The sequence below is a fragment of the Anatilimnocola floriformis genome (assembly GCF_024256385.1).
Taxonomy (GTDB): domain Bacteria; phylum Planctomycetota; class Planctomycetia; order Pirellulales; family Pirellulaceae; genus Anatilimnocola; species Anatilimnocola floriformis.
Window position 1 is genome coordinate 868,635 of the sequence record NZ_JAMLFW010000001.1, and the last position, 21,274, is coordinate 889,908.

21 protein-coding genes are annotated in these 21,274 nt (G+C 58.4%); 8 read left to right on the top strand and 13 right to left on the bottom strand.

Annotated features, from left to right (window positions below):
- Positions 1-6: 6 nt before the first annotated feature.
- The 3 genes from M9Q49_RS03535 (at position 7) to M9Q49_RS03545 (ending at position 3,370) form a co-directional block, all read left to right on the top strand.
- On the top strand, positions 7-603 hold the full coding sequence (locus tag M9Q49_RS03535; RefSeq protein ID WP_254507272.1) for a GNAT family N-acetyltransferase: 597 nt from the start codon (positions 7-9) through the stop codon (positions 601-603).
- Positions 604-828: 225 nt separating this feature from the next.
- Positions 829-2,442, top strand: coding sequence for a glycine--tRNA ligase (locus tag M9Q49_RS03540; RefSeq protein ID WP_254511816.1), 1,614 nt, complete (start codon positions 829-831; stop codon positions 2,440-2,442).
- Between the two features lie 106 nt (positions 2,443-2,548).
- Positions 2,549-3,370, top strand: a complete 822-nt coding sequence (locus M9Q49_RS03545; protein ID WP_254507273.1) for a sugar phosphate isomerase/epimerase family protein — start codon at positions 2,549-2,551, stop codon at positions 3,368-3,370.
- 21 nt (positions 3,371-3,391) lie between these two features.
- On the opposite strand, the gene M9Q49_RS03550 is transcribed toward M9Q49_RS03545, so the two are convergent.
- Positions 3,392-4,324 (bottom strand): universal stress protein, encoded by a 933-nt coding sequence (locus M9Q49_RS03550; RefSeq protein ID WP_254507274.1) that lies wholly within the window; start codon positions 4,322-4,324, stop codon positions 3,392-3,394.
- Between the two features lie 99 nt (positions 4,325-4,423).
- On the opposite strand from M9Q49_RS03550, the gene M9Q49_RS03555 reads away from it, so the two are divergent.
- Complete coding sequence (locus M9Q49_RS03555; RefSeq protein ID WP_254507275.1) at positions 4,424-4,903, top strand: YaiI/YqxD family protein; 480 nt, start codon at positions 4,424-4,426, stop codon at positions 4,901-4,903.
- Positions 4,904-4,915: 12 nt separating this feature from the next.
- Here the strand turns inward: M9Q49_RS03555 and M9Q49_RS03560 are convergent, their stop codons facing one another.
- The 3 genes from M9Q49_RS03560 to M9Q49_RS03570 all read right to left on the bottom strand — a co-directional run bounded on the left by M9Q49_RS03560 (position 4,916) and on the right by M9Q49_RS03570 (position 7,097).
- Positions 4,916-5,596 (bottom strand): hypothetical protein, encoded by a 681-nt coding sequence (locus M9Q49_RS03560; RefSeq protein ID WP_254507276.1) that lies wholly within the window; start codon positions 5,594-5,596, stop codon positions 4,916-4,918.
- 81 nt (positions 5,597-5,677) lie between these two features.
- Positions 5,678-5,983 (bottom strand): hypothetical protein, encoded by a 306-nt coding sequence (locus tag M9Q49_RS03565; protein ID WP_254507277.1) that lies wholly within the window; start codon positions 5,981-5,983, stop codon positions 5,678-5,680.
- Positions 5,984-5,993: 10 nt separating this feature from the next.
- Complete coding sequence (locus M9Q49_RS03570; RefSeq protein WP_254507278.1) at positions 5,994-7,097, bottom strand: pyridoxal phosphate-dependent aminotransferase; 1,104 nt, start codon at positions 7,095-7,097, stop codon at positions 5,994-5,996.
- 279 nt (positions 7,098-7,376) lie between these two features.
- On the opposite strand from M9Q49_RS03570, the gene M9Q49_RS03575 reads away from it, so the two are divergent.
- The gene (locus tag M9Q49_RS03575) at positions 7,377-7,922 is read left to right on the top strand and encodes a hypothetical protein (RefSeq protein WP_254507279.1); all 546 of its coding nucleotides are present in this window, start codon (positions 7,377-7,379) and stop codon (positions 7,920-7,922) included.
- Positions 7,923-8,367: 445 nt separating this feature from the next.
- On the opposite strand, the gene M9Q49_RS03580 is transcribed toward M9Q49_RS03575, so the two are convergent.
- The 7 genes from M9Q49_RS03580 to M9Q49_RS03610 form a co-directional block, all read right to left on the bottom strand.
- Complete coding sequence (locus M9Q49_RS03580) at positions 8,368-8,694, bottom strand: hypothetical protein (protein ID WP_254507280.1); 327 nt, start codon at positions 8,692-8,694, stop codon at positions 8,368-8,370.
- Positions 8,695-8,722: 28 nt separating this feature from the next.
- A complete protein-coding gene (locus M9Q49_RS03585) occupies positions 8,723-9,016 on the bottom strand; it encodes a hypothetical protein (protein WP_254507281.1) in 294 nt (97 codons plus the stop codon).
- A 75-nt stretch (positions 9,017-9,091) separates the two neighbouring features.
- Positions 9,092-10,993, bottom strand: a complete 1,902-nt coding sequence (locus M9Q49_RS03590) for a hypothetical protein (protein WP_254507282.1) — start codon at positions 10,991-10,993, stop codon at positions 9,092-9,094.
- Positions 10,994-11,081: 88 nt separating this feature from the next.
- On the bottom strand, positions 11,082-13,196 hold the full coding sequence (locus M9Q49_RS03595) for an alpha/beta hydrolase family protein (protein ID WP_254507283.1): 2,115 nt from the start codon (positions 13,194-13,196) through the stop codon (positions 11,082-11,084).
- Between the two features lie 25 nt (positions 13,197-13,221).
- Positions 13,222-14,163, bottom strand: a complete 942-nt coding sequence (locus M9Q49_RS03600) for an alpha/beta hydrolase (RefSeq protein WP_254507284.1) — start codon at positions 14,161-14,163, stop codon at positions 13,222-13,224.
- Positions 14,164-14,244: 81 nt separating this feature from the next.
- Positions 14,245-16,029, bottom strand: a complete 1,785-nt coding sequence (locus M9Q49_RS03605) for a DEAD/DEAH box helicase (protein WP_254507285.1) — start codon at positions 16,027-16,029, stop codon at positions 14,245-14,247.
- A 44-nt stretch (positions 16,030-16,073) separates the two neighbouring features.
- Positions 16,074-16,610: a hypothetical protein gene (locus tag M9Q49_RS03610; protein ID WP_254507286.1), complete on the bottom strand. Its 537-nt coding sequence runs from the start codon at positions 16,608-16,610 to the stop codon at positions 16,074-16,076.
- Between the two features lie 255 nt (positions 16,611-16,865).
- Between M9Q49_RS03610 and M9Q49_RS03615 the strand changes: the two genes are divergently transcribed.
- Entirely contained in the window at positions 16,866-17,387 is a 522-nt protein-coding gene (locus M9Q49_RS03615) for a hypothetical protein (RefSeq protein WP_254507287.1), read from the top strand.
- On the opposite strand, the gene M9Q49_RS03620 is transcribed toward M9Q49_RS03615, so the two are convergent.
- Together M9Q49_RS03620 and M9Q49_RS03625 are read right to left on the bottom strand one after the other, a co-directional pair.
- Positions 17,341-17,832 carry an SRPBCC family protein gene (locus M9Q49_RS03620; RefSeq protein WP_254507288.1) on the bottom strand — a complete coding sequence of 164 codons (492 nt, stop codon included), beginning with the start codon at positions 17,830-17,832 and terminating at the stop codon, positions 17,341-17,343. The two genes, M9Q49_RS03615 and M9Q49_RS03620, sit on opposite strands and share 47 nt — an antisense overlap.
- Positions 17,833-17,898: 66 nt before the next feature.
- On the bottom strand, positions 17,899-19,029 hold the full coding sequence (locus M9Q49_RS03625) for a tetratricopeptide repeat protein (protein ID WP_254507289.1): 1,131 nt from the start codon (positions 19,027-19,029) through the stop codon (positions 17,899-17,901).
- 674 nt (positions 19,030-19,703) lie between these two features.
- On the opposite strand from M9Q49_RS03625, the gene M9Q49_RS03630 reads away from it, so the two are divergent.
- Both M9Q49_RS03630 and M9Q49_RS03635 read left to right on the top strand, forming a co-directional pair.
- Positions 19,704-20,645 (top strand): sugar phosphate isomerase/epimerase family protein, encoded by a 942-nt coding sequence (locus M9Q49_RS03630; RefSeq protein WP_254507290.1) that lies wholly within the window; start codon positions 19,704-19,706, stop codon positions 20,643-20,645.
- Positions 20,642-21,193 (top strand): DUF6174 domain-containing protein, encoded by a 552-nt coding sequence (locus M9Q49_RS03635; protein ID WP_254507291.1) that lies wholly within the window; start codon positions 20,642-20,644, stop codon positions 21,191-21,193. The genes M9Q49_RS03630 and M9Q49_RS03635 overlap by 4 nt, the downstream gene beginning before the upstream one ends.
- Positions 21,194-21,274: the final 81 nt, after the last annotated feature.

Genomic DNA, 21,274 nt, shown 5'->3' on the forward strand with positions numbered 1-21,274 from the left:
ACGCCAGTGAATCAAGCAACTCTGTCGCAATACGTCGCTCCTCCCAAGCTCCAGCTTCCCGCGGTGCAGCCGTCGCTTCGCTCGAAGCGACTCCGCTTGCGGCCGTTCGATATGTCCGATTCGCTCGTCGTGCAACTTCTCGCCGGCGACAAAGAAGTCGCTTACAACACGCGGCTCATCCCGCACCCTTATCCCGACGGACTCGCCGCTGTTTGGATCAGCTCGCTGCCAACGCTCTATCAAGAAAGTCGCGGCGTATCTTTCGCCATTACCCTGCCCGCCGGCGACATCATCGGCAGCATCGGTCTATCGCTCTTTCCGGTCGATAACCACGCCGAGCTCGGCTACTGGGTCGGCCGGCCCTATTGGAATCAAGGCTTCTGCACCGAAGCCGCGGCCATCGTCCTCAGGTGGGGCTTTGAAAAACTGAAGCTCGAACGGGTCTATGCCCACTACCTGGCCCGCAACCCCGCCAGCGGCCGCGTACTCACCAAGCTGGGCATGCAGCAAGAAGGCTGCCTCCGCAGTCACCGCTACAAAGCGGGCGAATACGAAGACCTGATCGTCTGCGGCGTGCTGCGTGGGGAGTTTGGGAAGAAGTAGCCTGATTTCCATTCGCGACTTTGTCCGGCCAAGGTATTGCCGAACTACGTGAGGGTTGTTTACGGCAAGTTCCGCTCGCTTGCCCCGCCATGGACCGAACCTGGGGGGAGAACGTACACTCACTAGCTTATCGAAAGGCCATCGGACGAGCGGTCCGATCGAGTCGAGTTTAAGGGCCGTGCTAACTGCCCAGGCGTTTTTTCGGGAATGCGATTTACCATGGATATGGAAAAGCTGGTTTCGCTGTGCAAGAGGCGGGGGTTTCTCTTTCAATCGAGCGAAATCTACGGCGGGCTCAACGGCTTTTGGGATTACGGGCCTCTCGGCGTAGAGCTGAAGCGGAACATCAAGGAAGCCTGGTGGCGCGACATGGTCAGCGGCCATGATGACCTCGTCACGCTCGAAGGCGCTCCCGATGCCTATGAAATGGTCGGCCTCGACTGCTCGATCATCATGCACCCGCAGGTCTGGAAGGTGAGCGGCCACTACGATCTGTTCGTCGACAAAATGGTCGATTGCAAAGAATCGAAAGGTCGTTACCGCGCCGATCACATTCGTTGCTACCCCGTGGCCGTTGCTGAGCAAGTCGTCGGCTGGGTGGCTTCGACGAAGGAACCCGAAGAGTTCGAAAAGGGAATGTCGAACACCTTTGAGAAGAAGGTGACCAAACTGTTCGGTGGCAAAGAGATTGCCATTCAATATCAGAACCAGGTTTCTTATCTGACGATTCCATTGGCGGATCGCGTTAAGGTTCTCGCGCCCGATGCCAGCGAACTGAACACGCTGACCGATCCGCGCGACTTCAACCTGATGTTCAAGACCATCGTCGGTGCGCTCGGCACTGAGGAAGATGCTGCCTTCCTGCGGCCTGAGACGGCGCAGGGGATCTTTGTGAACTTTAAGAACGTTTGCGACAGCACTCGTGTCCGCGTGCCGTTCGGCATCGCGCAGATGGGGAAGAGCTTTCGCAACGAGATCACGCCGAAGAACTTCACCTTCCGATCGCGTGAGTTCGAGCAGATGGAAATTGAGTTCTTCTGCCATCCGAAGGAATCGCGCAAGTGGTACGAATACTGGCGCGATCGCCGCATGAAGTGGTACACCGACCTCGGGCTATCGAGCGAACGGTTGCAGTTGCGCGAGCATCACGAAGACGAACTGAGCCATTATTCGACCGGCACGGCTGACATCGAATACGCATTCCCCTTCCTGCCGCCAGGTGAGTTCGGCGAACTTGAAGGCATCGCCCACCGCGGCGACTTCGACCTCCGCAGTCACATGGAAGGCAAGCTCGATCCCAACTCCAAGCCGGAGCTGAAGGTCGAACTCAACGCCGAAGGCAAGCCGAAATGGCGCGGGTCGGGTAAGGATCTTTCCTACCGCGACGAACTCACGAACGAGCGGTTCACACCGCACGTCATCGAACCGTCGGCAGGCGCCGATCGCGGCACGCTCGCGTTCCTGTGCGAAGCGTACACCGAAGACGAAGCCCCCGATGAAAACGGCAAGATGCAGACCCGCGTCGTGATGAAGTTCCATCCCCGCATTGCACCGATCAAAGCGGCGATCTTCCCGCTCGTGAAGAAGGAAGGGATGCCGGAGCTCGCGCAGGACATCTATCGCAAGTTGAAGAAGCGCTGGAACGTATTTTACGACGAGAAGGGTGCCGTCGGCCGTCGTTATCGTCGCCAGGACGAAATCGGCACGCCGTTCTGCATCACCGTCGACGGCCAGACGCTGCAGGATGGCACCGTGACCGTTCGCGATCGGGATACGCTCGAACAGAAACGCGTTTATCAAGATCAGCTGATTGCTGAGTTAGAAACGCGGTTGTCGTAAAGAGGCGTAGGGTGGGTTGAGCGGTACTCCGCGAGGCCCACCATGTACCGCGGTTTTGGTGGGCCTCGCGGAGTACCGCTCGACCCACCCTACTTAAAACATTGCAATGCTCGCCACCATCAGCCAGGTTTGCTCCCTCAACAGTCCCTTCCTGCAGGATCTAGAGGACTACGCAGCCGGTCATTGCGGCAGCGTCGAACTCTGGCTGACGAAGTTCGAGACTTGGCTGCAGACGCATTCGCTCGACGACTTTCGTCGGCTGCGCGACAAGCTCGAGCTGCAAACGCCGGTCGCCAGTTTTCAAGGTGGTTTGCTCGCGACGCAAGGTGAACGACGCAAGGAAGCCTGGGATCTGCTCGATCGCCGTTTGGCCCTCTGTCAGCAAGCGGGCATCGGCACAATCATCGTTGCCTGCGATGTGCCACGAGTTGGCTTCGATCAAGAAATGCTCGAGCGTGTGGTTGTTTCGCTGCAAGACCTCGGCCAGCGTTGTGAACGGCACAACGTTCGCGCGGCGATCGAGTTCCAAGCCAATTCTGCCTTCGGCAACAATGTGAAGTCGCTGGCAATGCTGCTCGCCGACATCGGCCTGCCGAGCCTCGGCATTTGCTTCGATGCGTTTCACTACCACACCGGCTGCAGCAAGCCGGAGGATCTTGCGGTTCTCACGCCGCAGAATCTCTTTCACGTGCAGTTGTGCGACATCGCCGATCTACCGCGCGAGCTGGCCACCGACAGCGGTCGCATTTTGCCGGGCGAAGGCGACATTCATCTCGCGCCGCTTCTCGCGCAACTTCGCCGAATTAACTATCTGGGCTGCGTCTCGCTCGAGATCCTCAACCCGCAACTCTGGCTCGTCCCGCCGCTGCAAATGGGCGAGATCGGCATTACCTGTTTGCGAAAGTTGCTCGGCCAGGCGTCGATGTAACGCCGGCTGATTCGCTGCCGATTATGCGCTCACCGGGCTCACAAAGTCATCGGGCTTGATCGCTAGAATCGAGCCTTGCAACTGCGGCAGCACTTCCTCCGCTGTGTTGCCGAGCAGCGCGCCGGAAATGCCGGAGCGAGCGACCGTTCCCATCACGACCAGGTCGAACTGATTTGCATTTGCGAAGGCCGGGATCTCGCCATTCGGCAAGCCGCGGAGCAATTGCAGATTCAGTTCGTTGGGCTTTTCGGCCAGCCCTGCAGATAAAGCCTGCAGGCCCTTTTCGCCAAGTTCGCGCGTCGCCTTCTCGATGTCCTTGAATTCCGCCGCCGACATGTAATCGCGCACCAGCGTCTCGCCATAAATGGCCCAGCAGTGGATGGCCGTCAAGCTTGCGCCGACCTTCACGGCAATCTGTGCGGCCGCGGCAAAGATCTTTTTGTTGAGCGCGATATGCCGCGCGTCTTCAGCCGCGGCATCGAGCGAGACGAGAATCTTCTTCGGCACGGCGCCGCCCGGTTGCTGACCGAGCAGCAGCACATTGCTCGGGCATTTGCGAACGAGTTCCCACCCCGTATCGCCAATGCCGCCGGTCCGCCGGCTGTGCGGGCCCTTGGCTTGCAGCACGACGAGGTCGTGCTTGCCGGCGAGCACTTGCTTGATGACGGCGTGGCCGGTTTTGCCGCCAGCGACGACTGACTTAATCCGCAGTCCGCTCTTCTGAGCTTCCTCCAGCGCGAGCTTGTCGATCGCTAAGAGCTTTTCGCTCTGCAGCTTGTTCCGAATGTGCTCCGCCGTCTTGCCGAGCAAGTTCCACGTCCAACCCTGATCGGGCACGACGTCGATCAAAGTCAGCTCAGCAGATTTGTCGGAGAGAGCCTCGACGAGCTGCAACTCGGCAGGAGCAGGATGAAGAGCATCGACGAGGGCGAGCGGACGGACGTAGGCAGCCATGATGGATTTCAGCGAGAGGAAGAGTTGTCAGCGATCGCAACTATCATATCAAATCTGGCCAGTGCGGAACTCACGCTGCTTGCGCGATAGAATACGTCTATGCAAATCTGGATTGATGGCGATGCGTGTCCGGTCGATGTGAAGGAACTTCTCTTTCGAACGGCAGAGCGGCGGCAGGTGAAAATGACCGTCGTCGCCAATTCGTCGATCCGCATTCCGCGCTCGGAGTATCTTTCGTCGCTGTTGGTGCCCGATGGCGCCAACGTCGCCGATCGCAAAATCGTCGAGCTCCTCGCGCCTGGCGATTTGGTGGTGACGGCCGACGTGCCGCTAGCCGCCGATGTCATCGCCAAAGGTGGCACCGCGCTCGACCCGCGCGGCGAGCTCCACACCGAAGCCAACATCGGCCAACGTCTGGCGATGCGGAACCTGCTCGATCAGATGCGCGGGAGTGGCGAAATCCTCCGTGGCCCGCGTGGCTACTCCAGCAACGATCGACAAGCGTTTGCCAACTCGCTCGATCGCTGGCTGACGAAGGCGATTGCTGCGAATAAGGAAGCTGAGAAAGACGCGGAGTAAGAATCGCGAAGTTTACTTACCCGCTTGATCCAGCAGCAGTTTGTGGACGCGCGATCGCTTGGCGAACGCCTGTTGTTCCCGCGCGGATCCAATCAAAGTGACCTTGAGGTCGTTCGAGCCCGTTCCAAGCTGAGCCAGTTCGGGCGGCAAATTGCGATAGACGCTGGCGCGAAACACGTGGGGAAAGTCGGCAATGGCAGCTTGCAAGTCTGCCAGTTTGACTCTTGGCTTCGGCGGACGACCCGTTAACTCTGCCCTTGGATTGGGCATGGCAAAGCCGCACAACACATCCTCTTCCTCGATCAGCGATTCGCCGTCGCAACCGCAGATTGAGCTCCAGCTCCCTTTTTCTTTCTTCACCAAGATGATCAGCCGCTGATCGACTGCGTAATTAAATTGGCGCGCGGAACAGACGGGGCGGCTGTGCGGGATTTCGATCGCTTGACCAACTTTCAATTCAGCGGCAATGCCGTCGGCCAGCGGTCCTTTCGTGCCGAGCAACTGCACCTGTTCCAGTTTGAGTACGAAGGTGCCTTTGCGCAGCTCAGCGATCTGCCCGGTCACTGCCGCATCGGCGCCGGCGATCAGTTGTAGAAGGTTAGGCCGAGGGAACTTTTCCTCGGCCATTGCGGAGATTGCGAGCAGCACGCTGCAGGCGAAACCCAAAGTCAGCTTCCACCCATTGGTGATCATCGTTGCTCTCCAGCCCAGGAACTTGCGATCAACCATTCGTCGATCAGGGGCATTTTGATTCCCCAATCGTGAAACTTTTGGTTAGTCCGCTGCATCATCGGGCCATACACCCCGTTCGACGACGTCGGCGATGGCTTCTAAGAGAGCGTCAAACTCATATTCCTCGTTGAAGACATAATCTCCCGGCGGGTAGCTCTCGATCTGCACATCGAACCGACCGCTCGGCAACGTGCCATCAATTGTGAGCGCGCTGAAGACCGCGGGAACGCCCTGGAGACGGAAGCCGGTTCCATCTTCTTCCAGCGGCGACGTGCCATAAGAAATGAGGCGGTCGGCGTAGCGGCGTCGCAACTCAGTCAGCAGAGTCTCTATGGAAGGATCTGCCATGGCGGGAACGTTACCCCTTCGCCAACCGCTGCAGAACTTCCACCCCGCGCGCGAGCGTCGCATCGCTCGCCGCGTAGCTGATGCGGAAGTGGCTGTCGCGGCCGCTGAAGATGTTGCCCGGGATAATCAACAACTGGTTTTCGATGGCCTTGGCGACGAACTGCGCGCCACTGGCGATCGGGGCTTTTGGGAAGACGTAGAACGCGCCGCCGGGGGTGGTCAGTTCGTACTGATCCTTCAGGCCGTTGACGACGAAGTCCCGTTTCTTTTTGTAGGCGACGACGTGTTCGCTCATGTCGACGTCCATTGCCACCGCGCCGGCCCACTGGACGGGCTGCGGGGCGCAGACGAACGTGTATTGCTGCAACTTGATCATCGTATCGATGACTTCGGCGGGGCCGTGGACGTAACCGAGTCGCCAGCCGGTCATGCCGTGACTCTTGCTAAAGCCGTCGATCACCAGCGTGTTGGGGTTGTACTTGGCCGGGCTGACGAACGGCTGGTCGTAGCAGAAGCTGCGATAGATTTCGTCGCTCAGCAGGCAGATGTTGCGTTCGGCGGCGAGTTCGGCCAGGCCGCGGACTTCTTCTTCGCTGGCGATGACGCCGGTGGGATTGGCCGGGCTGTTGAGCAGGATCATCTTGGTGCGCGGCGTGATTGCGGCTTTCACCTTTTCCAGATCGATGCGGAAATCGGGATAGGTGTCGATGATCACTGGCTTGCCGCCGGCGAGTTGCGTGAGCGAGGTGTACATCACGAAGTAGGGATCGAAGACGATCACTTCGTCGCCCGGATTGATGAGCGACCACATGGCCAGGGCCAGGCCGCCGCTGGTACCGCTGGCGACAAAGACCTTGCGGTCGGCGTGGCCATATTCGGCGTCGATGCGGCCCTGCAGTTTGTCACGCAGGACAGGCATGCCCTGGGTCAACGCATAAGCATTCTTTCCCTTTTTGATCGCATCGATGCAGGCGTCTTTGATCGGCTCGGGGACATCGAAGTCGGGTTGGCCGATCGAGAGGTTGATCGGGTCCTTCATCTTGGCGGCGAGTTCAAAGACTTTGCGAATGCCGCTGCTATCGAAAGCGCGGGTGCGATCGGCGATCCAGGTCATGGTTGGTTGCTTGTCCAAGATTGGGGGGCGAGGCTCCCGCCGAGCCGCCGTGGATGGGCGGCCCAAGGCCAGCGGCTCGGCGGGAGCCTCGCCCTCCCGACATCCGCCGTCCCGAGCAAGTTCGGGACTCGAAAATTAGAACCGCGTAGTATCTCGCGCCAACGGAATACGGCAAGCGGGGGAGGAAAAATCCGGAAATTGGTTGTTGCGACTGGTTTTGGAAAGGCATTTGCATCGGTACAATCCACCCATCTTCCGCCTCTTAACAAGGAGAAGACCATGACACACACCATGAAGATGAATGCTTGTTTTATCGCTGTTTCGCTGCTGCTAGCGGCTTCCACTTCGGCCTCGTGGGCTCAAGAGGAAGATCCGTTTGCACCACAGCCCGCAAAGCCAACGCAGCCTGCGCCAGTTAAACCCGCCGCACCGCCCGCTGAGGTTGATCCTTTCGCTCCGATGCCAACGCCGACGCCGGCTCCCATGCCGAAGCCGGTTGTCCCACCAGCGGAAGTTGATCCTTTTGCACCCATGCCGACTCCCCAACCGCCAGTCGTCCCCGTGCCGACTCCGCCGGTTGGCCCGCCCGCCGTTCAACCCGTTCCCACGCCGCCGGTCGTTCCGCGCCAGCCGATTCCCGTTCCGGTGAATCCTGCGCCCGTGAACCCAGCCGCCGATGGCGACTACTTTGGCGTGCCGGCCGGCACGTCGGTGATCGTGGTCGCTTCGCCAGGAAGCCGGTATCCCTGGGGCAACACCAAGGGACAGTGGGTTCCGTTTTATTACAACAAACAGTGGCACCTCTACCGCAGCTGGTGCCCGTAACCGACCTGCCGGCCATCTTGGTGATGGCTGGAGTTTGCTTGAGGAGGCCAGGCAAGGTGCCTGGTCTGCATTTTTCCGTGGAGGGATTGGTAATGTCGAAGTTTGTGAAGTTTTTGGTCGTGGCCGCTGGTGTGGTTCTGCTGAGCTCGTCGTCGGCGATGGCTTTCGGTCATCGCAAGTGCTGCGCTCCGTCGTGCGCCCCAGCCTGCAACACCTGCGCGGTTCCGGCTCCTGCCCCGGCTCCGGTTTGCGCCGCTCCGACCTGTGACACTGGCTGCTGCAAGCAGAAGTGCAAGAAGTGCCGTCGCTGCCGCAAGTGCTGCGCTCCCGCTTGCTGCGGCTAGTTCCAGCGATGGAATTGGTTGGAAACTTAGGGAGCCGCGAGCAAGATGCTGGCGGCTTTCTTTATTTCTTGGCGGAGTTTTTTGCAGGTATTTCCGCTGAACTATGCCGGCAGGAAGGTCGACTTCGCCACAATCACCTCGGCTCCCTTGGGAAGAATCAACTCGTCCGTAGAGCGAGTAACGAAATTGATGCCGCGATAGGGCATCAGGTAGTTGTGGGGGCCGTAGCTGGTAAAGAGTACCCACTGCTTCGAGTAGACGAGGAGTGGATTTTCGACGCGATAGAGGAGCGATTGAAACTCATCGGCGTCGAGTCGAATCAAGCCGCCCGCAGCCGCCATCGCGCTCCTTACGGCGTCTGACCTATCGGCTAATGGTGCGACTTCGCTTGCCAGTTTCATGAAATACGCTGCATCTTCTGCGTACATAAGACACCCTGTGAGAGGCAGCGGGAATCTACACTGGCAGGTATAACGACTTCGCCACAATCACCTCGGCTCCCTTGGGAAGAATCAGCTCTTCAACGGAACGCGTCACGAAATTGACGCCGCGATACGGCATCAGATAATTGTGAGCTCCGTAGGTAAAAAGAACCCACTGATTCGAGTAGACCACGAGCGGGTCTTCGGCGCGATAGAGGAGCGACTGGAACTCTTCTGGCGCCAGTCGAATCAAGCCGCCCGCTGCGGCCACTGCGTTCATCACGGCAGCTGCCGCAGCGGCTGCTCCTGCACCTGCTCCGGCGGCCATGCAATCACCCTTTGCGTAGAAGAAGCGTCATTGAGATCAGCGTGTATTTCGCTGGCCGCTCGCCAATCTTGGCCGCTACTTGATCTTCATCCGCTGCGGCGGTGAGGAATCGGCTTCGCCGTCGGCTTCCTTGATCCGACCGTGCAGATTCTGCAAGGTCTTGTTGATGTCATCGCCGAAGTTCTGAAAGTCCTGTAGGATCCTCGCGGTCATGGCCTGGTTAGCCGGTTCCTTGATCGCGGCTGGATCGAACGAGGCAAACATGCCAATGGCAGTTTTCCCTTCGACGTCGTCATTGCTGAACGCGCGGTACGCGATGATCAACGCCACGGCCGGCGGAAACTCTTTGGGAGCGTAGGAATCACGTTTGCCGTCGAGCCGATATTCCATCTCGCCGTTTTCGAAGCTCGAGTATTCAAAAACAACGCCGCGGAAACGATAGCGCTCGCCGGGAACCATCCCTTTGGAAGCGGTCTCAGTTACGGCATCCCAAAAGATCTTGAGAAACTTGGCGATCTCTTTGAGTTGCTCGCCTTGTTGAGTGATCTGCGCCGCGTTGGCCCCTTTGTATTCGGCGAGCAGTGCATCGAGCTTTTCGGACTGCACTTTGAAGCCATCGTTATCGCGCTCTTGCAGCGCCTTGCGCGCTGCGTTCAGTACGGCGATGGGCTCTTCTTTCTTCGCAGGTGGTTGCGGCGCGACGGGGATGGTCGGTGGACTTCCGGGCGTTGCATTTCCCGGCACGGCGGGCGGTGTTTCGCCCATCGGCATCGGAGTTGTTGCCGGCGTTTCTGCTGGTGTGGTAGCCATGGGATCAGCAGCCGCCGGCGCGACCGGCATCGGCGGTGGCGCGACAGGTTCGACGGCAGGTTCGACGGCAGGTTCTTCCACCGGCGCGGCAGGCTTCTTGGCGATCTTCGGTTTTTCGGGCTCTTGGTTGAAAGAGTAGAGGACAGCACCGATGGCGACGACGCACAGCAGGGCCATGCCGCCTAACACCAAGACGAGCGGATTTTGTTTGCCCCCTTTGCCACCACCGCCGCGACGAGCCGGCGCAGCGCCGCGGCGCGAGCCGGCTGCCGGTGTGTGGACGGCGGCAGGAAACTGTCCGGTCTGCGCGGGAAACTGTCCGGCCATCTCTGGAAATTGACCAGCAGTTTCCGGAAACTGTCCGACGGGCGCGGATGCACCGAAATCGGGCCCGGGAACCGGAGCCGCAACGGAAATCGGCGCGTTCTTCTTCGCGCCAGGCGGTGGTGGCGGCTGAATCGGCTGCGTTTGCCGCGGCGTTGCCGATGGTGGCGGTGGAGGTGGAGGAGTGACCTGCTTCGCAGCGGGTTTGCCGGGCTGCACTGCTTTGCTGACGGGCACGCGTTTGCTGCCGCTGCCGGCGGGTGGCGGCGGTGGAGGAGTGGCCGGCTGCGCAAAGGGCTGCTGCGGGTAGTACTCGGGTTCTGGCGCGTAGGCTTGCGGAAAAATCGGCTGCTGCGGCGGATAGGGCCCCGGCTGTTGCGGCCAAGTTGGTTGCTGCGGCCACTCGGGTTGTTGTGGATAAGCCTGCGGCCAAGCGGGCTGTTGCTGTGGGAACGCGGGTTGTTGCGGGTACGCAGGCTCGGGCTGTGCGTATGGTGGCTCGGGCTGCGGAACTGCGGGGGCGGCCGCGGCGGCTGCAGCTTTTTTGGCGGCAACTTGGGCGGCCATTTTCTGCTGCAGCTGCTCGTCATAGACCTTTTTCTTGTCTCGCTGCAGCAACGTTACGCGGGCTGCATTCAGCTCGCCGAGTACCTTCTTCGAATAGGGGGCATACTCGCCCGAGTTGAAGGTCCGCACATAGGCGATCTGCCGCGCAGCCGAGTCTTCTATGACCTGCAGATCGTCTTCGAAGGTCGAAACCCCCAGCAGCCGATAGTAATTGGCTGGTTGGTCTTTGGGAGGAATGCCAAGCCACTTGCGATAGGGGTCAAATCCTGTCGACATTGTCGATCGCCTGATTTTTCGTGCGTGCCTGCTGATTGTCGAAAACGGATCTGGCTCAGCTCTATTGTAACTCAAGTTTACTGGGGGCTCACTCCCCTTTTTTCTCGGCTTTGGCGGGTGGTAACTGCCGGAACTGCAACTGCTTAGCGTCCCACTTCTGCTGTTCGGCCACTTGCTTCGGCCAGTCAAAGCCCGCGGCGTTTTGATAAATGGCGACGCGGGATTTTTCTGCCGCCAATGCGACGGCTTGTGGCAGGTCGAGCTTGCGTTGCACATTCAAGTAGTAAGGGCCGTCGCGATGCGACTTTGGCAACTCGTGCAGATCAAGTCGCGTGACGCCGGGTTGCATGATCGCGGCATAGAGCGCGTTGCCTGCCATCGTGCGATTTGCTTGCAACCAGAGATTGGCTTTGTCGAGCGGTTTGAGTGACTGGCAAGCTCGCATTGCCGCCGTGATATCGAACGTTTGCATGCCGTCGAGCGTTTGGCCGAGCAGATAAAATCGGCGGCGATTTTGAATCTGCTTCTTCTCACTTTGATCGAAGGCCATCGGCCCCACACCGCGCGGCGCGAAGTAGGTCATTGCCCATGGAAACTTCGTGAGCATCTGCTGCGTTGATTTCCAGGTCACTTCATCGTCGGCATTTGGCGGCGGCAGATCAAACTCCTTGGCAAAGCCGCCGCGCAGCAGCGACTGAAATTCCTCCCAGGCTTGGTCATCGAGCGCATTGAGGACATTCAACTCCGGCTGCGCGAGCTCGGCGCGCTTGATGACAAACAGATTCAGGCGAATCTGCTCTTGGCTCGTGAATTCGTACGTCGTCAACCGAACGCCATCTCGATCTGCTGTGGCGATCTCTTTCAGATCGAGCTCCGGCGGGGCATCAGGCCAGGCACGAAACGACCGGCTCTTGAGGAAGTCGATCGTCTCGCGCTTCCACGTGGTCCACTCCTCAGCGCTATTCGGCACCGGGATATTCTTCGCCTCTGGCACGAACGTTTCATGAATCGTCGTGTTCAACTGATCGGCAGGGAGCGTGGCAAAAACCTTCAGTTGTTCGGGCTCGAAGAATTTCTGCACAGTCTTATCAACTTGAATGTCGACGCCCTTGAGATGTTTCGCCAGCCAGCGGAACGCGTGCACCTGCAAGTCCTGCGTATCGTTATGGCCACCGAAGGTAATGTTCAAGCCGACATTGTCCTTCGCGCCGATCTTGGCATAGAGCGGGCGAACGTCGGCGAAGGTTCGATACACGCCGTCGAGCGGAAAGATCGGGTCGCGATCAGTATTGGCAATCAGCAGCGGTCGCGGCGCGACAAGCATGGCCACCTGCGGATAATCCCAGCGATAAGTGTTCACCATGAACATGCAATCGCAGTGGCCTTCGACAACACCATCGACCACGTGATTCTGCAGATCGGTGATTCCCGCCGTCGGCACTGCGGCTTTGATTCGTTCATCGAGCGCGGCGATCCACCAGCTGTAAGCACCGCCGCCACTGCGACCAGTCACGCCGAGCTTGTCGCTGTCGACTTCCTTGCGTGACTGCAAATAATCGAGCGCGCGAATGCAATTCCACGCCTCGACGCCGGCCGGCGTATAGCCGCGATTGAGCCACCACCAATAACCAAATTTGTAAGTGCCGTGGTGAATTCCTTCGATCTCGCCTAGCTGCAGCGTATCGATAGTTAGGCACACAAAACCGTTCCTCGCAAACCAAGCACCATGATGCTGATAGTGGGCCTTCGCGCCATACGCGATCCCATCCTTCTTCACCTGCCCATGGCCGCAAACATAGAGCACGGCCGGCAACGGCTTGTCGATTTTCTTCGGCAGATAGAGATTGCCGGTCACGTACAAACCGGGCCGCGATTGAAAGTGAATCTTCTCAACGGTGAACTCATCATGCTCAACCTTGCCGGTAATCACTGGCTTGAGATCCGTCCGCTCTGGCAACGGATCGAGCCCGAGCATCTCGTGCAACTGCTTGCTGAGCTCGATTCTTCGGTCATCCCAATCGGCGGCGTTCTGCAAGCAGTCGACACACTCTTTTTCCATCAACTTCGTCTCGCGACGGAAGTAATCGGTGAGCATCTTGTCGCCACGACTGGTGTCGAGCTTGCGCTTCGCCGCGTCTTGGCCGAAGAGCAGGGCAGGGAAGAGGAGTACCACGCTGACGAGAATCAATAGTCGTGAATTCATGGTTCGTCTCGAATGAATCGGCACCTTAAGAACCCTTCTTTGCCGCAGGCACCGGCGCTTCGATCGCTTCGGTCGAAACTTCGCCCTCTTTGCCGAGGAGATGCTTAGCAAAAAACTCCTGCACGCGCTCTTCCACCTTCGGCCCGCCGATGCCGTGGCCGCCGCCGGTGACTTTAACGAACAACGTTTTGGCGCCTGCCTTCTTTTGTGCTTCATGCAGCAACTCAGCCTGCCGTATGTCAACAGTTCGATCAGCAGTGCCGTGGACGATAAGAAACGGCGGATCATCGGCTGAGACAAACGTCACCGGCGACGCCGACTTGGCAACATCGAGCTTCTCCTTGATCGGCCCACCAAACAATTTATAAACCGAACCGGTCGACTCATTCATTTTCGGATGTTCGGTTCCCATCGCGAGAAAATCGCTCGGGCCGCAGAAATCGACCACGCAATTGACGCGGCTCGATACTCCCGGCGAACCATTCTTCCCTTCGAGTTCCGCCACGTCGCCACTCGTGCCGAGCATGCTCACCAGATGCCCACCCGCCGACGAACCCCACACCCCGATCTTTTCAGGATCGATGCCCAGCGTCTTTGCATTCGCGCGAATCCAGCGAATGGCCGCTTTGCAATCATGAATCTGCCCCGGCCAAGCTGCTTCGTCGGTCAAGCGATAGCCAACTGACACGCCGACATAATTGCCGGTTGCCACCAGATACGAAAGTCGCTGCGTGCCGCTACTCTTATTCCCATTCTGCCAACCGCCGCCATGAATCCATACGACACACGGTCGCGGCTTCTCACTCTTTTCCTTCGGCTGAATGACATCGAGCTTCAAGCTCCGCTCGCCAGCCTTGCCGTACTCGACATCGGATTGAACTTCGACCTTATCGCGCAGGGCTGTGCGCTGAGCGAAAAGAGGTGAGGTAACTAGAAGCAGCAGAGTCAAACAAACGCACAGGCGCATGATCATCCCCCAAACGCGATGTTGAATTCACCGCGATTATGGCCGGTGGAGATATCAGAAGAAAGTGCGTAGCACTTCGTGCTACGCTGCGGCCTTGATCGGCCCCTTTGGCGTGCGGAGGTTGAAGAGCCCGAAGATCTCGTTCTGATTCAAACCCGCGCTCGACGCGCCGCCGGTTTGGTCGATCACGGCAGAAAAGAGGTCGCGCTTGTGCTGCAGCACTTCGTTGATTCGCTCCTCGATCGTGTTTGTCGCGAGCATGCGCGTGACGGTCACAGCGCCCTTCGCGCCGATGCGGTGGGCGCGGTTGATGGCTTGGTCTTCGATGGCTGGGTTCCACCAGCGATCGAAGAGGAAGACGTACTCGCAGAACTGCAGGTTGAGCCCGACGCTGCCGGCGCCGTAGCTCATGATAATCATGTGGCGGTCTTTGTTCTCTTTGAATTCCTTGAGAATGCCATCACGCTTCGGCGAAGGAATCTTGCCGTGGTATTCCAGCGGATTGAAACGCGCGAGGGCCGGCTTCATCTGGTCGATCGTCTTCGTCCATTGGCTGAAGACGATGGCCTTCTTGCCGCTGGCCGCGACTTCTTCCATGTCGGCTTCAAGGCGTTCGAGTTTCGCACTGGCGCCAGTGAGGGGATCGAAGTTGCAGATCTGTTTGAGTCTGAGCACGAGCTCAAAGACGTTTTGCACGGTGATCTGATCACCCATGTTGTTTAGATTGATGATCCCTTCGTCCTCGGCCATTTTGTACGTGGCCCATTGCTCGGGTGTGAGATCGAGTTCCGCATCGCGAAACATCTTCGGCGGCATGTCGGTGAGGACCATGTCCTTCGTCCGCCGCAGGATGTGGTCTTTGACCAGCTCAGCGAGCTTCTTCGCGCTCAGACCGGTTTGCAGATAGCCGGGCGAGAGAAATTCGAAAATGCCGACGAGATCATCGGGCCGATTTTCGATCGGTGTGCCGGTGAGGGCCCAGCTGCGCGTGCGGCTGATCGAGCGGACGATTTCGCTCGTCGTGGCGCTGGTATTTTTGATCCGCTGCGCTTCGTCGAGCACTACCAGATCGAAGTGAATGCCGCTGTCGAGGATTTCGCGATCGCGCATCAGCAGTTCGTAATTGGCGATCGTCACGGGCGCGGTCGCTTCGGTCCACTGCCAGCGCCGTTTGTTCGAATCTCCTTCGACAATGTTGATGGGGATTTCCGGGGCCCAAGTGTTGAACTCCCGCCGCCAATTGGTAACGAGCGGCTTCGGGCATACGAGCAGGCAGTTGCGAATTTCGCCCGAACGGACCAGCATGCGAATCGTAGAGATGGCCTGCATCGTTTTGCCGAGGCCCATTTCGTCGGCGAGGACGCAGGTGTATCGCGGATACATGAACGCGATTCCCTGAAACTGATAGGGAAACGGCTCGAAGGGAAACGTCATGTCGCCGTTGGCGAGCAGGCTTTCGAGTGGCGGCTGAAGAACGTAGTAGAGCCGGTCCTCGAGCTTGACGATGTCGCCCGGCGGTTTGATGCGGGTCAGTTTCTTGGCCGGTTGTTCGCCCGCTTCACTGGAAGCCGTTTCTTCGTTGGCTACTTCAGCTTCCGCTGCGATTTTTGGAGGAGCAGGCTCCTTCGGCGGCGGCGTTTGAAAATACGACGGGCATTCTGGAAACGTGAAGCTGTAGACGCGCGGCAGCATGCGCGGCACTTTCAGCGAGATGGCTTTGGGAGCCGTGCCGCTGAAATCGAGCGTGGTGGTATCAATCTTCGGCGGCCGAGTGATCGCTCCCTGCCAGCCGAGGGCGAAGGTATCGACAGGGAGAGCCAGGTCGTTACCAGAGACCGTTTCAATTCTTTCGGGCGAAGCATCCATGCATCACACCGTTTCTTCTTTAGTCAGCTAACTATTGGCAACTGCTAGGCGGCGGCTGCCGGTCTCACACTCTTCTGGGCTTCTTCGAGCGCTTCCCGAATCCGTGCGAAGGGTTCGAGCAAATCAATTCCATCACTGAGCTGGGCATGAATCTCGCGAATCGAAGATTCATCACTTTCAAACTTTGCTGCCGTGGCGACTTCATTCTTGCCGAGCTTGAACCGCGACCCCAGCGCAAATTCGCTGTCCGCATCCTTCCCCAGAATAACCAGCAGCGGCCGTTCGCTGAACTCCCGAGCGGCCAGGCAGGCGGCAAGATCGGTGCAGACCATGGCCACTTCATTCTTGGCTTTGCTGATCAGCGTCTGGCCGATCTGCTCGCCAAAAAGATAAGGCCGCAGCGTCGGGCCGTACAAAATCTCCTGAGCTCGGTTGGGTTTGACCGGTGAGGTGCAGTGAAATTCCAGCGGTCGGCCGGCAGTATTTAAAACGAGGTAGCCGCCGAACAGGCCGAGCTCGGCATGTTCGGTGACGGTCAAAAAACCCAGGGCGGCAGGTGTCCGGCTCTTGGCGTCGGGCATCGCGTAATTGACTCGGGGTGGTTCAGCAGGTTGCTGTAATTTGGTGGCGGGTACGCAGGCGAGGCGGGACAGTCGACAAGTGCGTGACGACTGCTGTCATCGCTATTTATCGTCACGGGCAGGTGACACAGGTGACAGATTCACCATCGGCGTGCCCCGCAAACGTCTTGAACTTAACGCCGGCCAACTGTCAACTCGGTGGATTCCTGCGGTTTTTCCTAAAGTTTTCCATTTGCTCGACAGACAGCGCGAGCCGTGTATACTGAAATGACTCTCGCCAAGGAACTACTCCGCATGTCGCTCGATCCCCGCCAGTTTTCGGCCATGTTCAGCATCGACGTTTCCGCCGATCCCCGGACCGAAGCTGCCAATCAATCCAAGATTGATGCGAATGAGCTGATCGTCCAACTGCTGCGGCAAATGGTCGAAACGCAAAAGCGAGAAGTCACGCTGCTGGAAGAAATTTCGAACCATCTGAGCCAAGGCCAGAAGCAGCGCGTCGCCGAACTCAACCAGTGGAAAGAAGCCAACCCAAAGCTGGCCGAAGCTTGCCGGTACGCGACCGAGACACTGAGCAAGGTGCAAACGCAGTTCCTGCAAAACATCACGACCGAAGTCTTCGAAAACGAAGAATCGCTCAACGACAGCGACTTCATGCTCAACGAATTCGTCGATCGCTTCGGCCCTCGCTTGGCCCATCTCAATGGCGTGCTGCAAGTTCTCTCGCAGCTCAGCGCCGCTCCGCCGCAACAGCCGGCGAATACCAACCCGCAGTAGCCATAAACTTGCGGAGCGCCGCGAGTCGCTTGCGAGTTTCCCAGCAGAAGATGGCATTCACTAGCGGTTCGATCAGCCAGCGCAGCACTCTCGGCCACGCGGTGAACTGCCAAGCGTAGGTAATTCGCGAGCGCCCATCGCCCAGATCTGCATGCTTGATCGAAGCGGCCCAGCGCTCGAAGAGCCATGGCCCGCGTGTCATCTTCACGGCTGCGAGGCGGCCGGGCGAGAATGACACATACTTGGTCGTAAGCGCAACCTTTCCCAAGGCGGCTCGGCCGATGCAGGTGGAAATTGCGCCCCGATCGGCCGCGGAAAAACCTTCGTGCAGATAAGCAGCCGAGAGCAACGTATCCCACTCCAGTCGCCGGCCGTAGTCGTGCAGCACGGCAAACACGGCAGCGCTCGTGGCAGGAATAATCTCGCTAACAATGCCGTGGGCCATAACGGCTTACCCGCAGTTCGTGCGGTGAGTTAACCCCAAACCGCCGAACTCCTGCGAGGTTGATGACTACGCTTGCTCTTCGGCCGTTTCGACTCGCACTACGCGCGGCGGCTGCATTGCGCGGATAGCGCCATAGATGGCAGCCACGAGTGCGATGACGAGCGCGATTACAACCGCGACGAAGAGGGTTAGCAACCTCAGGTTGTTGCGGCGAAGTATTTGATTGTGGTCAAGGCTGCCTTCTTTGCGAGTCTGTATCACCGCAGGATCGGAGCTGTAGAGTTTCGCGAACTCAGCATCAACGTCGACGCCAGCCTTAATCCAGCCGAGTTCGCGCTCTCTTAATTTCGCGTACCATTCACTAGCATCGGCTAGCTCGCGGCGCAATTCGCCTTCCGCCATTTCGAGAGGCACATCGGTCTGTCGATGGATCGTTTTCTCGGCCAGCTCTCGCCATTTGCGGGCTTGCTCTTCATCTTTCGTAAGAGAAGCGGCTTTCAGATAGGCGCGAGTCGCCAGTGCTTTAGCGTCGTTTTCGGGCAGCTCGTATCTTCCATAATCCAGTAGACTTGCCAGCGCTGCGAGCACTTTGGGATTGTCGTGGTTGCCAAACCGCATGATTCCCAGCACGCCTTTAACGGCTGCCTGTTGATCGGCGAGCGCGAGGTAGTCTGGAGTTTTCTGCACGAGAAAATCAGCAAAGCCCAGGTCGGCAGGGTTTTCGAGCGAGTACTCGATGAGCAGGATTTGATACTTCTCGCGGCCGAAGTGAGCATCGGGATTGATCTCAATGGCCTTCCGTAAATACGGAAGTGCTTCCTCCAATCGACCCGCGTGCGCGTGGAACGTGCCATGATTGGCCGCTGTTTCATACAGGCCTGGCTTGATCTTTTCTTTCCGCTCCATCAACTCGATGGCCAGGTCCTGCTGACCAAGCTTGTCGTAGGCAACGGCCAGATCATCGAGCCAGGCGAGATTTTCTGGATCTTTCTCCAGCTTCTTCAGGCGATCTTGAACGCGCCACTCATAAAACTCGGGGCTATGCCGGATGAATTTTCCGGTAATGAGTTCGAGCGTCGTCGGAAAACGAGCTCGCTCGGCGAGCAAGGTGTCTTGATCCCACAAGCAAGCGATGGCCAGCGTGGGTAGCAGCAGAAAGAGGGCCGCGATCAGCAACGAGGAGAGTGTGCGTCGCATAGTGCAGTTCGCGAGAGATGAGAACCGATGAGATGTTCTTCAGTCTCACTCCGCGGATTGGCAAAAGCAACCGCCAAGAAAAGCGTTAGGCCGGCTGCTTTCGTAGGAAAGCGACCGGCCTTTCTCGTTGTGATCAGAAGTGCGTTGCGATTAGGTTCGTTCTTTTAGCGCCTCTAGTGCTAAAGGAACTCACCAGGAAGCAACTCGTGCGGGTGTACTCGCAAGGCGAGTACAGCGGACTACTTCTTGCCCACAGCCTTCTTCGGCGACTTCTTAGCAACGGCCTTCTTGGTGGCCGGCTTCTTGGTCGACTTGGCGGGGGTCTTCTTGGTGGTGGTCTTTTTGGCAGCTGCCATGGTAAGGCTCCTTCCGTGGGTGTCCTCGTATGAAGCGAGACGATCCCCTGGGGACACCCTGAGGGAACGCCGCGTGATGCGTGCATTTGCAACGCGCACCAGTCAGACAAACCGATTACACAATCGCTTCATCTTTCCTGACACGCGTATTCAACCAACATGCGTGCTATTTCGTCAAGGCGAATTGGTGAACTTCAGTAAAATTTGCCGACGCGGGACAATGAACCGAAAAAAACGGTTCCGTAATCCAGGCGGGCCGCAGCGAAGGCGCGGAGCAAAGACGACTACACTACAATCGCGAGGAACGGAGATTTTGCGATGAATCATTTTCTCTCTCGGCGCGATTGGCTGATCGCTGCGAGCTCAACAGCACTCGTTACTGCCGTGCGTTGCGCCCGCGCCGACGCCAAGAAACGACGATTGCCGCTGCCGGGCTTCAGTCTGTACGGCATGAAGACGCTCACACTCAGCGAAGGTCTGGTGCAGTGCGCCGAGATCGGTTATCGCTGCGTGGAGCTTCCCGTACTGGCCGATTGGCCGGGTGATAGCGCGAAGTTTTCTGCCGTGGACCAAAAAGAATTTCGCGACGGACTGGCGAAAAATAATCTGCGTCTGACCGCGCTGATGGATAACTTACCGATTCTCGGCGACGAGGCGAAGCATCGTGGCAATCTGGAGCGGTTGCAAGCAGCGGCCGAAATCTCGCGCTCGATGAGCGAAAAAGATCCGCCGCTGGTCGAAACCGTCCTCGGCGGCAAGCCCACCGAGTGGGAAGCGGTGAAGCAGCAGTTTGTCGACCGCCTGGGCGAATGGGCCCGCGTCATGCAACAAGCCGAGGTGCCGCTAGCGATCAAGGCGCACATCGCCAATGCCATTCAGCGGCCCGAGCAACTCGCCTGGGTGCTGCGGCAGGTGAACAATCCCTGGCTGACGGCTGCTTATGACTTCAGCCATTTCGAACTGCAAAAAATGGACTGCCGCGACACCATCAAAGTGCTCGCTGAGCACACCAGGTTTGTCCATGTGAAAGATGCTCAAGGTGAGCCGGGCAAATTTCAATTCCTGCTCCCCGGTGAAGGAACGATCGACTACGCGCAGCTGTTTCAAGCACTTAACCAAAGCGGTTACAGCGGCGATATTGTCGTCGAGGTCAGCGGCCAGGTTTTCTCGAAGGCCGGTTACGATCCCATCGCCGCGGCGAAGAAGTCGTACGCGGCCCTCGCTCCGGCGATGAAGCATTTTGGCGGTGAAACGCCATGAAAGCGCGAGTATTTGTCCTCTGGTTGCTGGCTGGACTGCTCGTCGGCGGCATTGTGACGCTGATGGTTATGCGCAATCGAGTCGCCGATCCATTGCCGGAACTCAAACCGGCCGATTTCTACGCCGCCCGCGCGAAGTGGGAAAAGAACGAACTGCCGAACTACGACATTGAAGTGCAGGTCACCGGCACTCAAGGCGCGACGTATCGCGTGCAAGTTCGCGAAGGAAAAGCGATCGCGGCCTGGCGAAATGACAAGCCGCTGCTGCAAGAACGAACCTTCAGCACCTGGAGCGTCCGCGGCATGTTCGGCACGATTAGCCGCGACATCGATCACCTCGAACGCCGCGCGGCGGGGAAGTCCGAGCAATCGACGCCGCGGCTTACACTGCGCGGCGAGTTTGACGCGAAAACCGGTTATCCCGCTCGTTATCGTCGCATCGAATGGGGCTCGTCCGTCGAGGTTTCGTGGAAAGTTACCCAGTTCGAAACCGCTAAATCTGCCAAGGCTGCCGCCGAACAATCACCGCCGCAGACTTCGCCCGAGTAGCGCATTCGCCAACGCAGTCCATTTTCTAACGGGGCAGGGCAGGGGCCGCCGATACGCGCTCTTGCTAGCAGTTGGTTTCGC

Excerpts from the sequence above, each read along its gene's own strand:
- M9Q49_RS03540 (WP_254511816.1), top strand. The coding sequence starts at position 829 with ATGGAAAAGCTGGTTTCGCTGTGCAAGAGGCGGGGGTTTCTCTTTCAA.
- M9Q49_RS03545 (WP_254507273.1), top strand. The coding sequence starts at position 2,549 with ATGCTCGCCACCATCAGCCAGGTTTGCTCCCTCAACAGTCCCTTCCTG.
- M9Q49_RS03550 (WP_254507274.1), bottom strand. The coding sequence starts at position 4,324 with ATGGCTGCCTACGTCCGTCCGCTCGCCCTCGTCGATGCTCTTCATCCT.
- M9Q49_RS03555 (WP_254507275.1), top strand. The coding sequence starts at position 4,424 with ATGCAAATCTGGATTGATGGCGATGCGTGTCCGGTCGATGTGAAGGAA.
- M9Q49_RS03560 (WP_254507276.1), bottom strand. The coding sequence starts at position 5,596 with ATGATCACCAATGGGTGGAAGCTGACTTTGGGTTTCGCCTGCAGCGTG.
- M9Q49_RS03565 (WP_254507277.1), bottom strand. The coding sequence starts at position 5,983 with ATGGCAGATCCTTCCATAGAGACTCTGCTGACTGAGTTGCGACGCCGC.
- M9Q49_RS03570 (WP_254507278.1), bottom strand. The coding sequence starts at position 7,097 with ATGACCTGGATCGCCGATCGCACCCGCGCTTTCGATAGCAGCGGCATT.
- M9Q49_RS03575 (WP_254507279.1), top strand. The coding sequence starts at position 7,377 with ATGACACACACCATGAAGATGAATGCTTGTTTTATCGCTGTTTCGCTG.
- M9Q49_RS03580 (WP_254507280.1), bottom strand. The coding sequence starts at position 8,694 with ATGTACGCAGAAGATGCAGCGTATTTCATGAAACTGGCAAGCGAAGTC.
- M9Q49_RS03585 (WP_254507281.1), bottom strand. The coding sequence starts at position 9,016 with ATGGCCGCCGGAGCAGGTGCAGGAGCAGCCGCTGCGGCAGCTGCCGTG.
- M9Q49_RS03590 (WP_254507282.1), bottom strand. The coding sequence starts at position 10,993 with ATGTCGACAGGATTTGACCCCTATCGCAAGTGGCTTGGCATTCCTCCC.
- M9Q49_RS03595 (WP_254507283.1), bottom strand. The coding sequence starts at position 13,196 with ATGAATTCACGACTATTGATTCTCGTCAGCGTGGTACTCCTCTTCCCT.
- M9Q49_RS03600 (WP_254507284.1), bottom strand. The coding sequence starts at position 14,163 with ATGCGCCTGTGCGTTTGTTTGACTCTGCTGCTTCTAGTTACCTCACCT.
- M9Q49_RS03605 (WP_254507285.1), bottom strand. The coding sequence starts at position 16,029 with ATGGATGCTTCGCCCGAAAGAATTGAAACGGTCTCTGGTAACGACCTG.
- M9Q49_RS03610 (WP_254507286.1), bottom strand. The coding sequence starts at position 16,610 with ATGCCCGACGCCAAGAGCCGGACACCTGCCGCCCTGGGTTTTTTGACC.
- M9Q49_RS03620 (WP_254507288.1), bottom strand. The coding sequence starts at position 17,832 with ATGGCCCACGGCATTGTTAGCGAGATTATTCCTGCCACGAGCGCTGCC.
- M9Q49_RS03625 (WP_254507289.1), bottom strand. The coding sequence starts at position 19,029 with ATGCGACGCACACTCTCCTCGTTGCTGATCGCGGCCCTCTTTCTGCTG.
- M9Q49_RS03630 (WP_254507290.1), top strand. The coding sequence starts at position 19,704 with ATGAATCATTTTCTCTCTCGGCGCGATTGGCTGATCGCTGCGAGCTCA.
- M9Q49_RS03635 (WP_254507291.1), top strand. The coding sequence starts at position 20,642 with ATGAAAGCGCGAGTATTTGTCCTCTGGTTGCTGGCTGGACTGCTCGTC.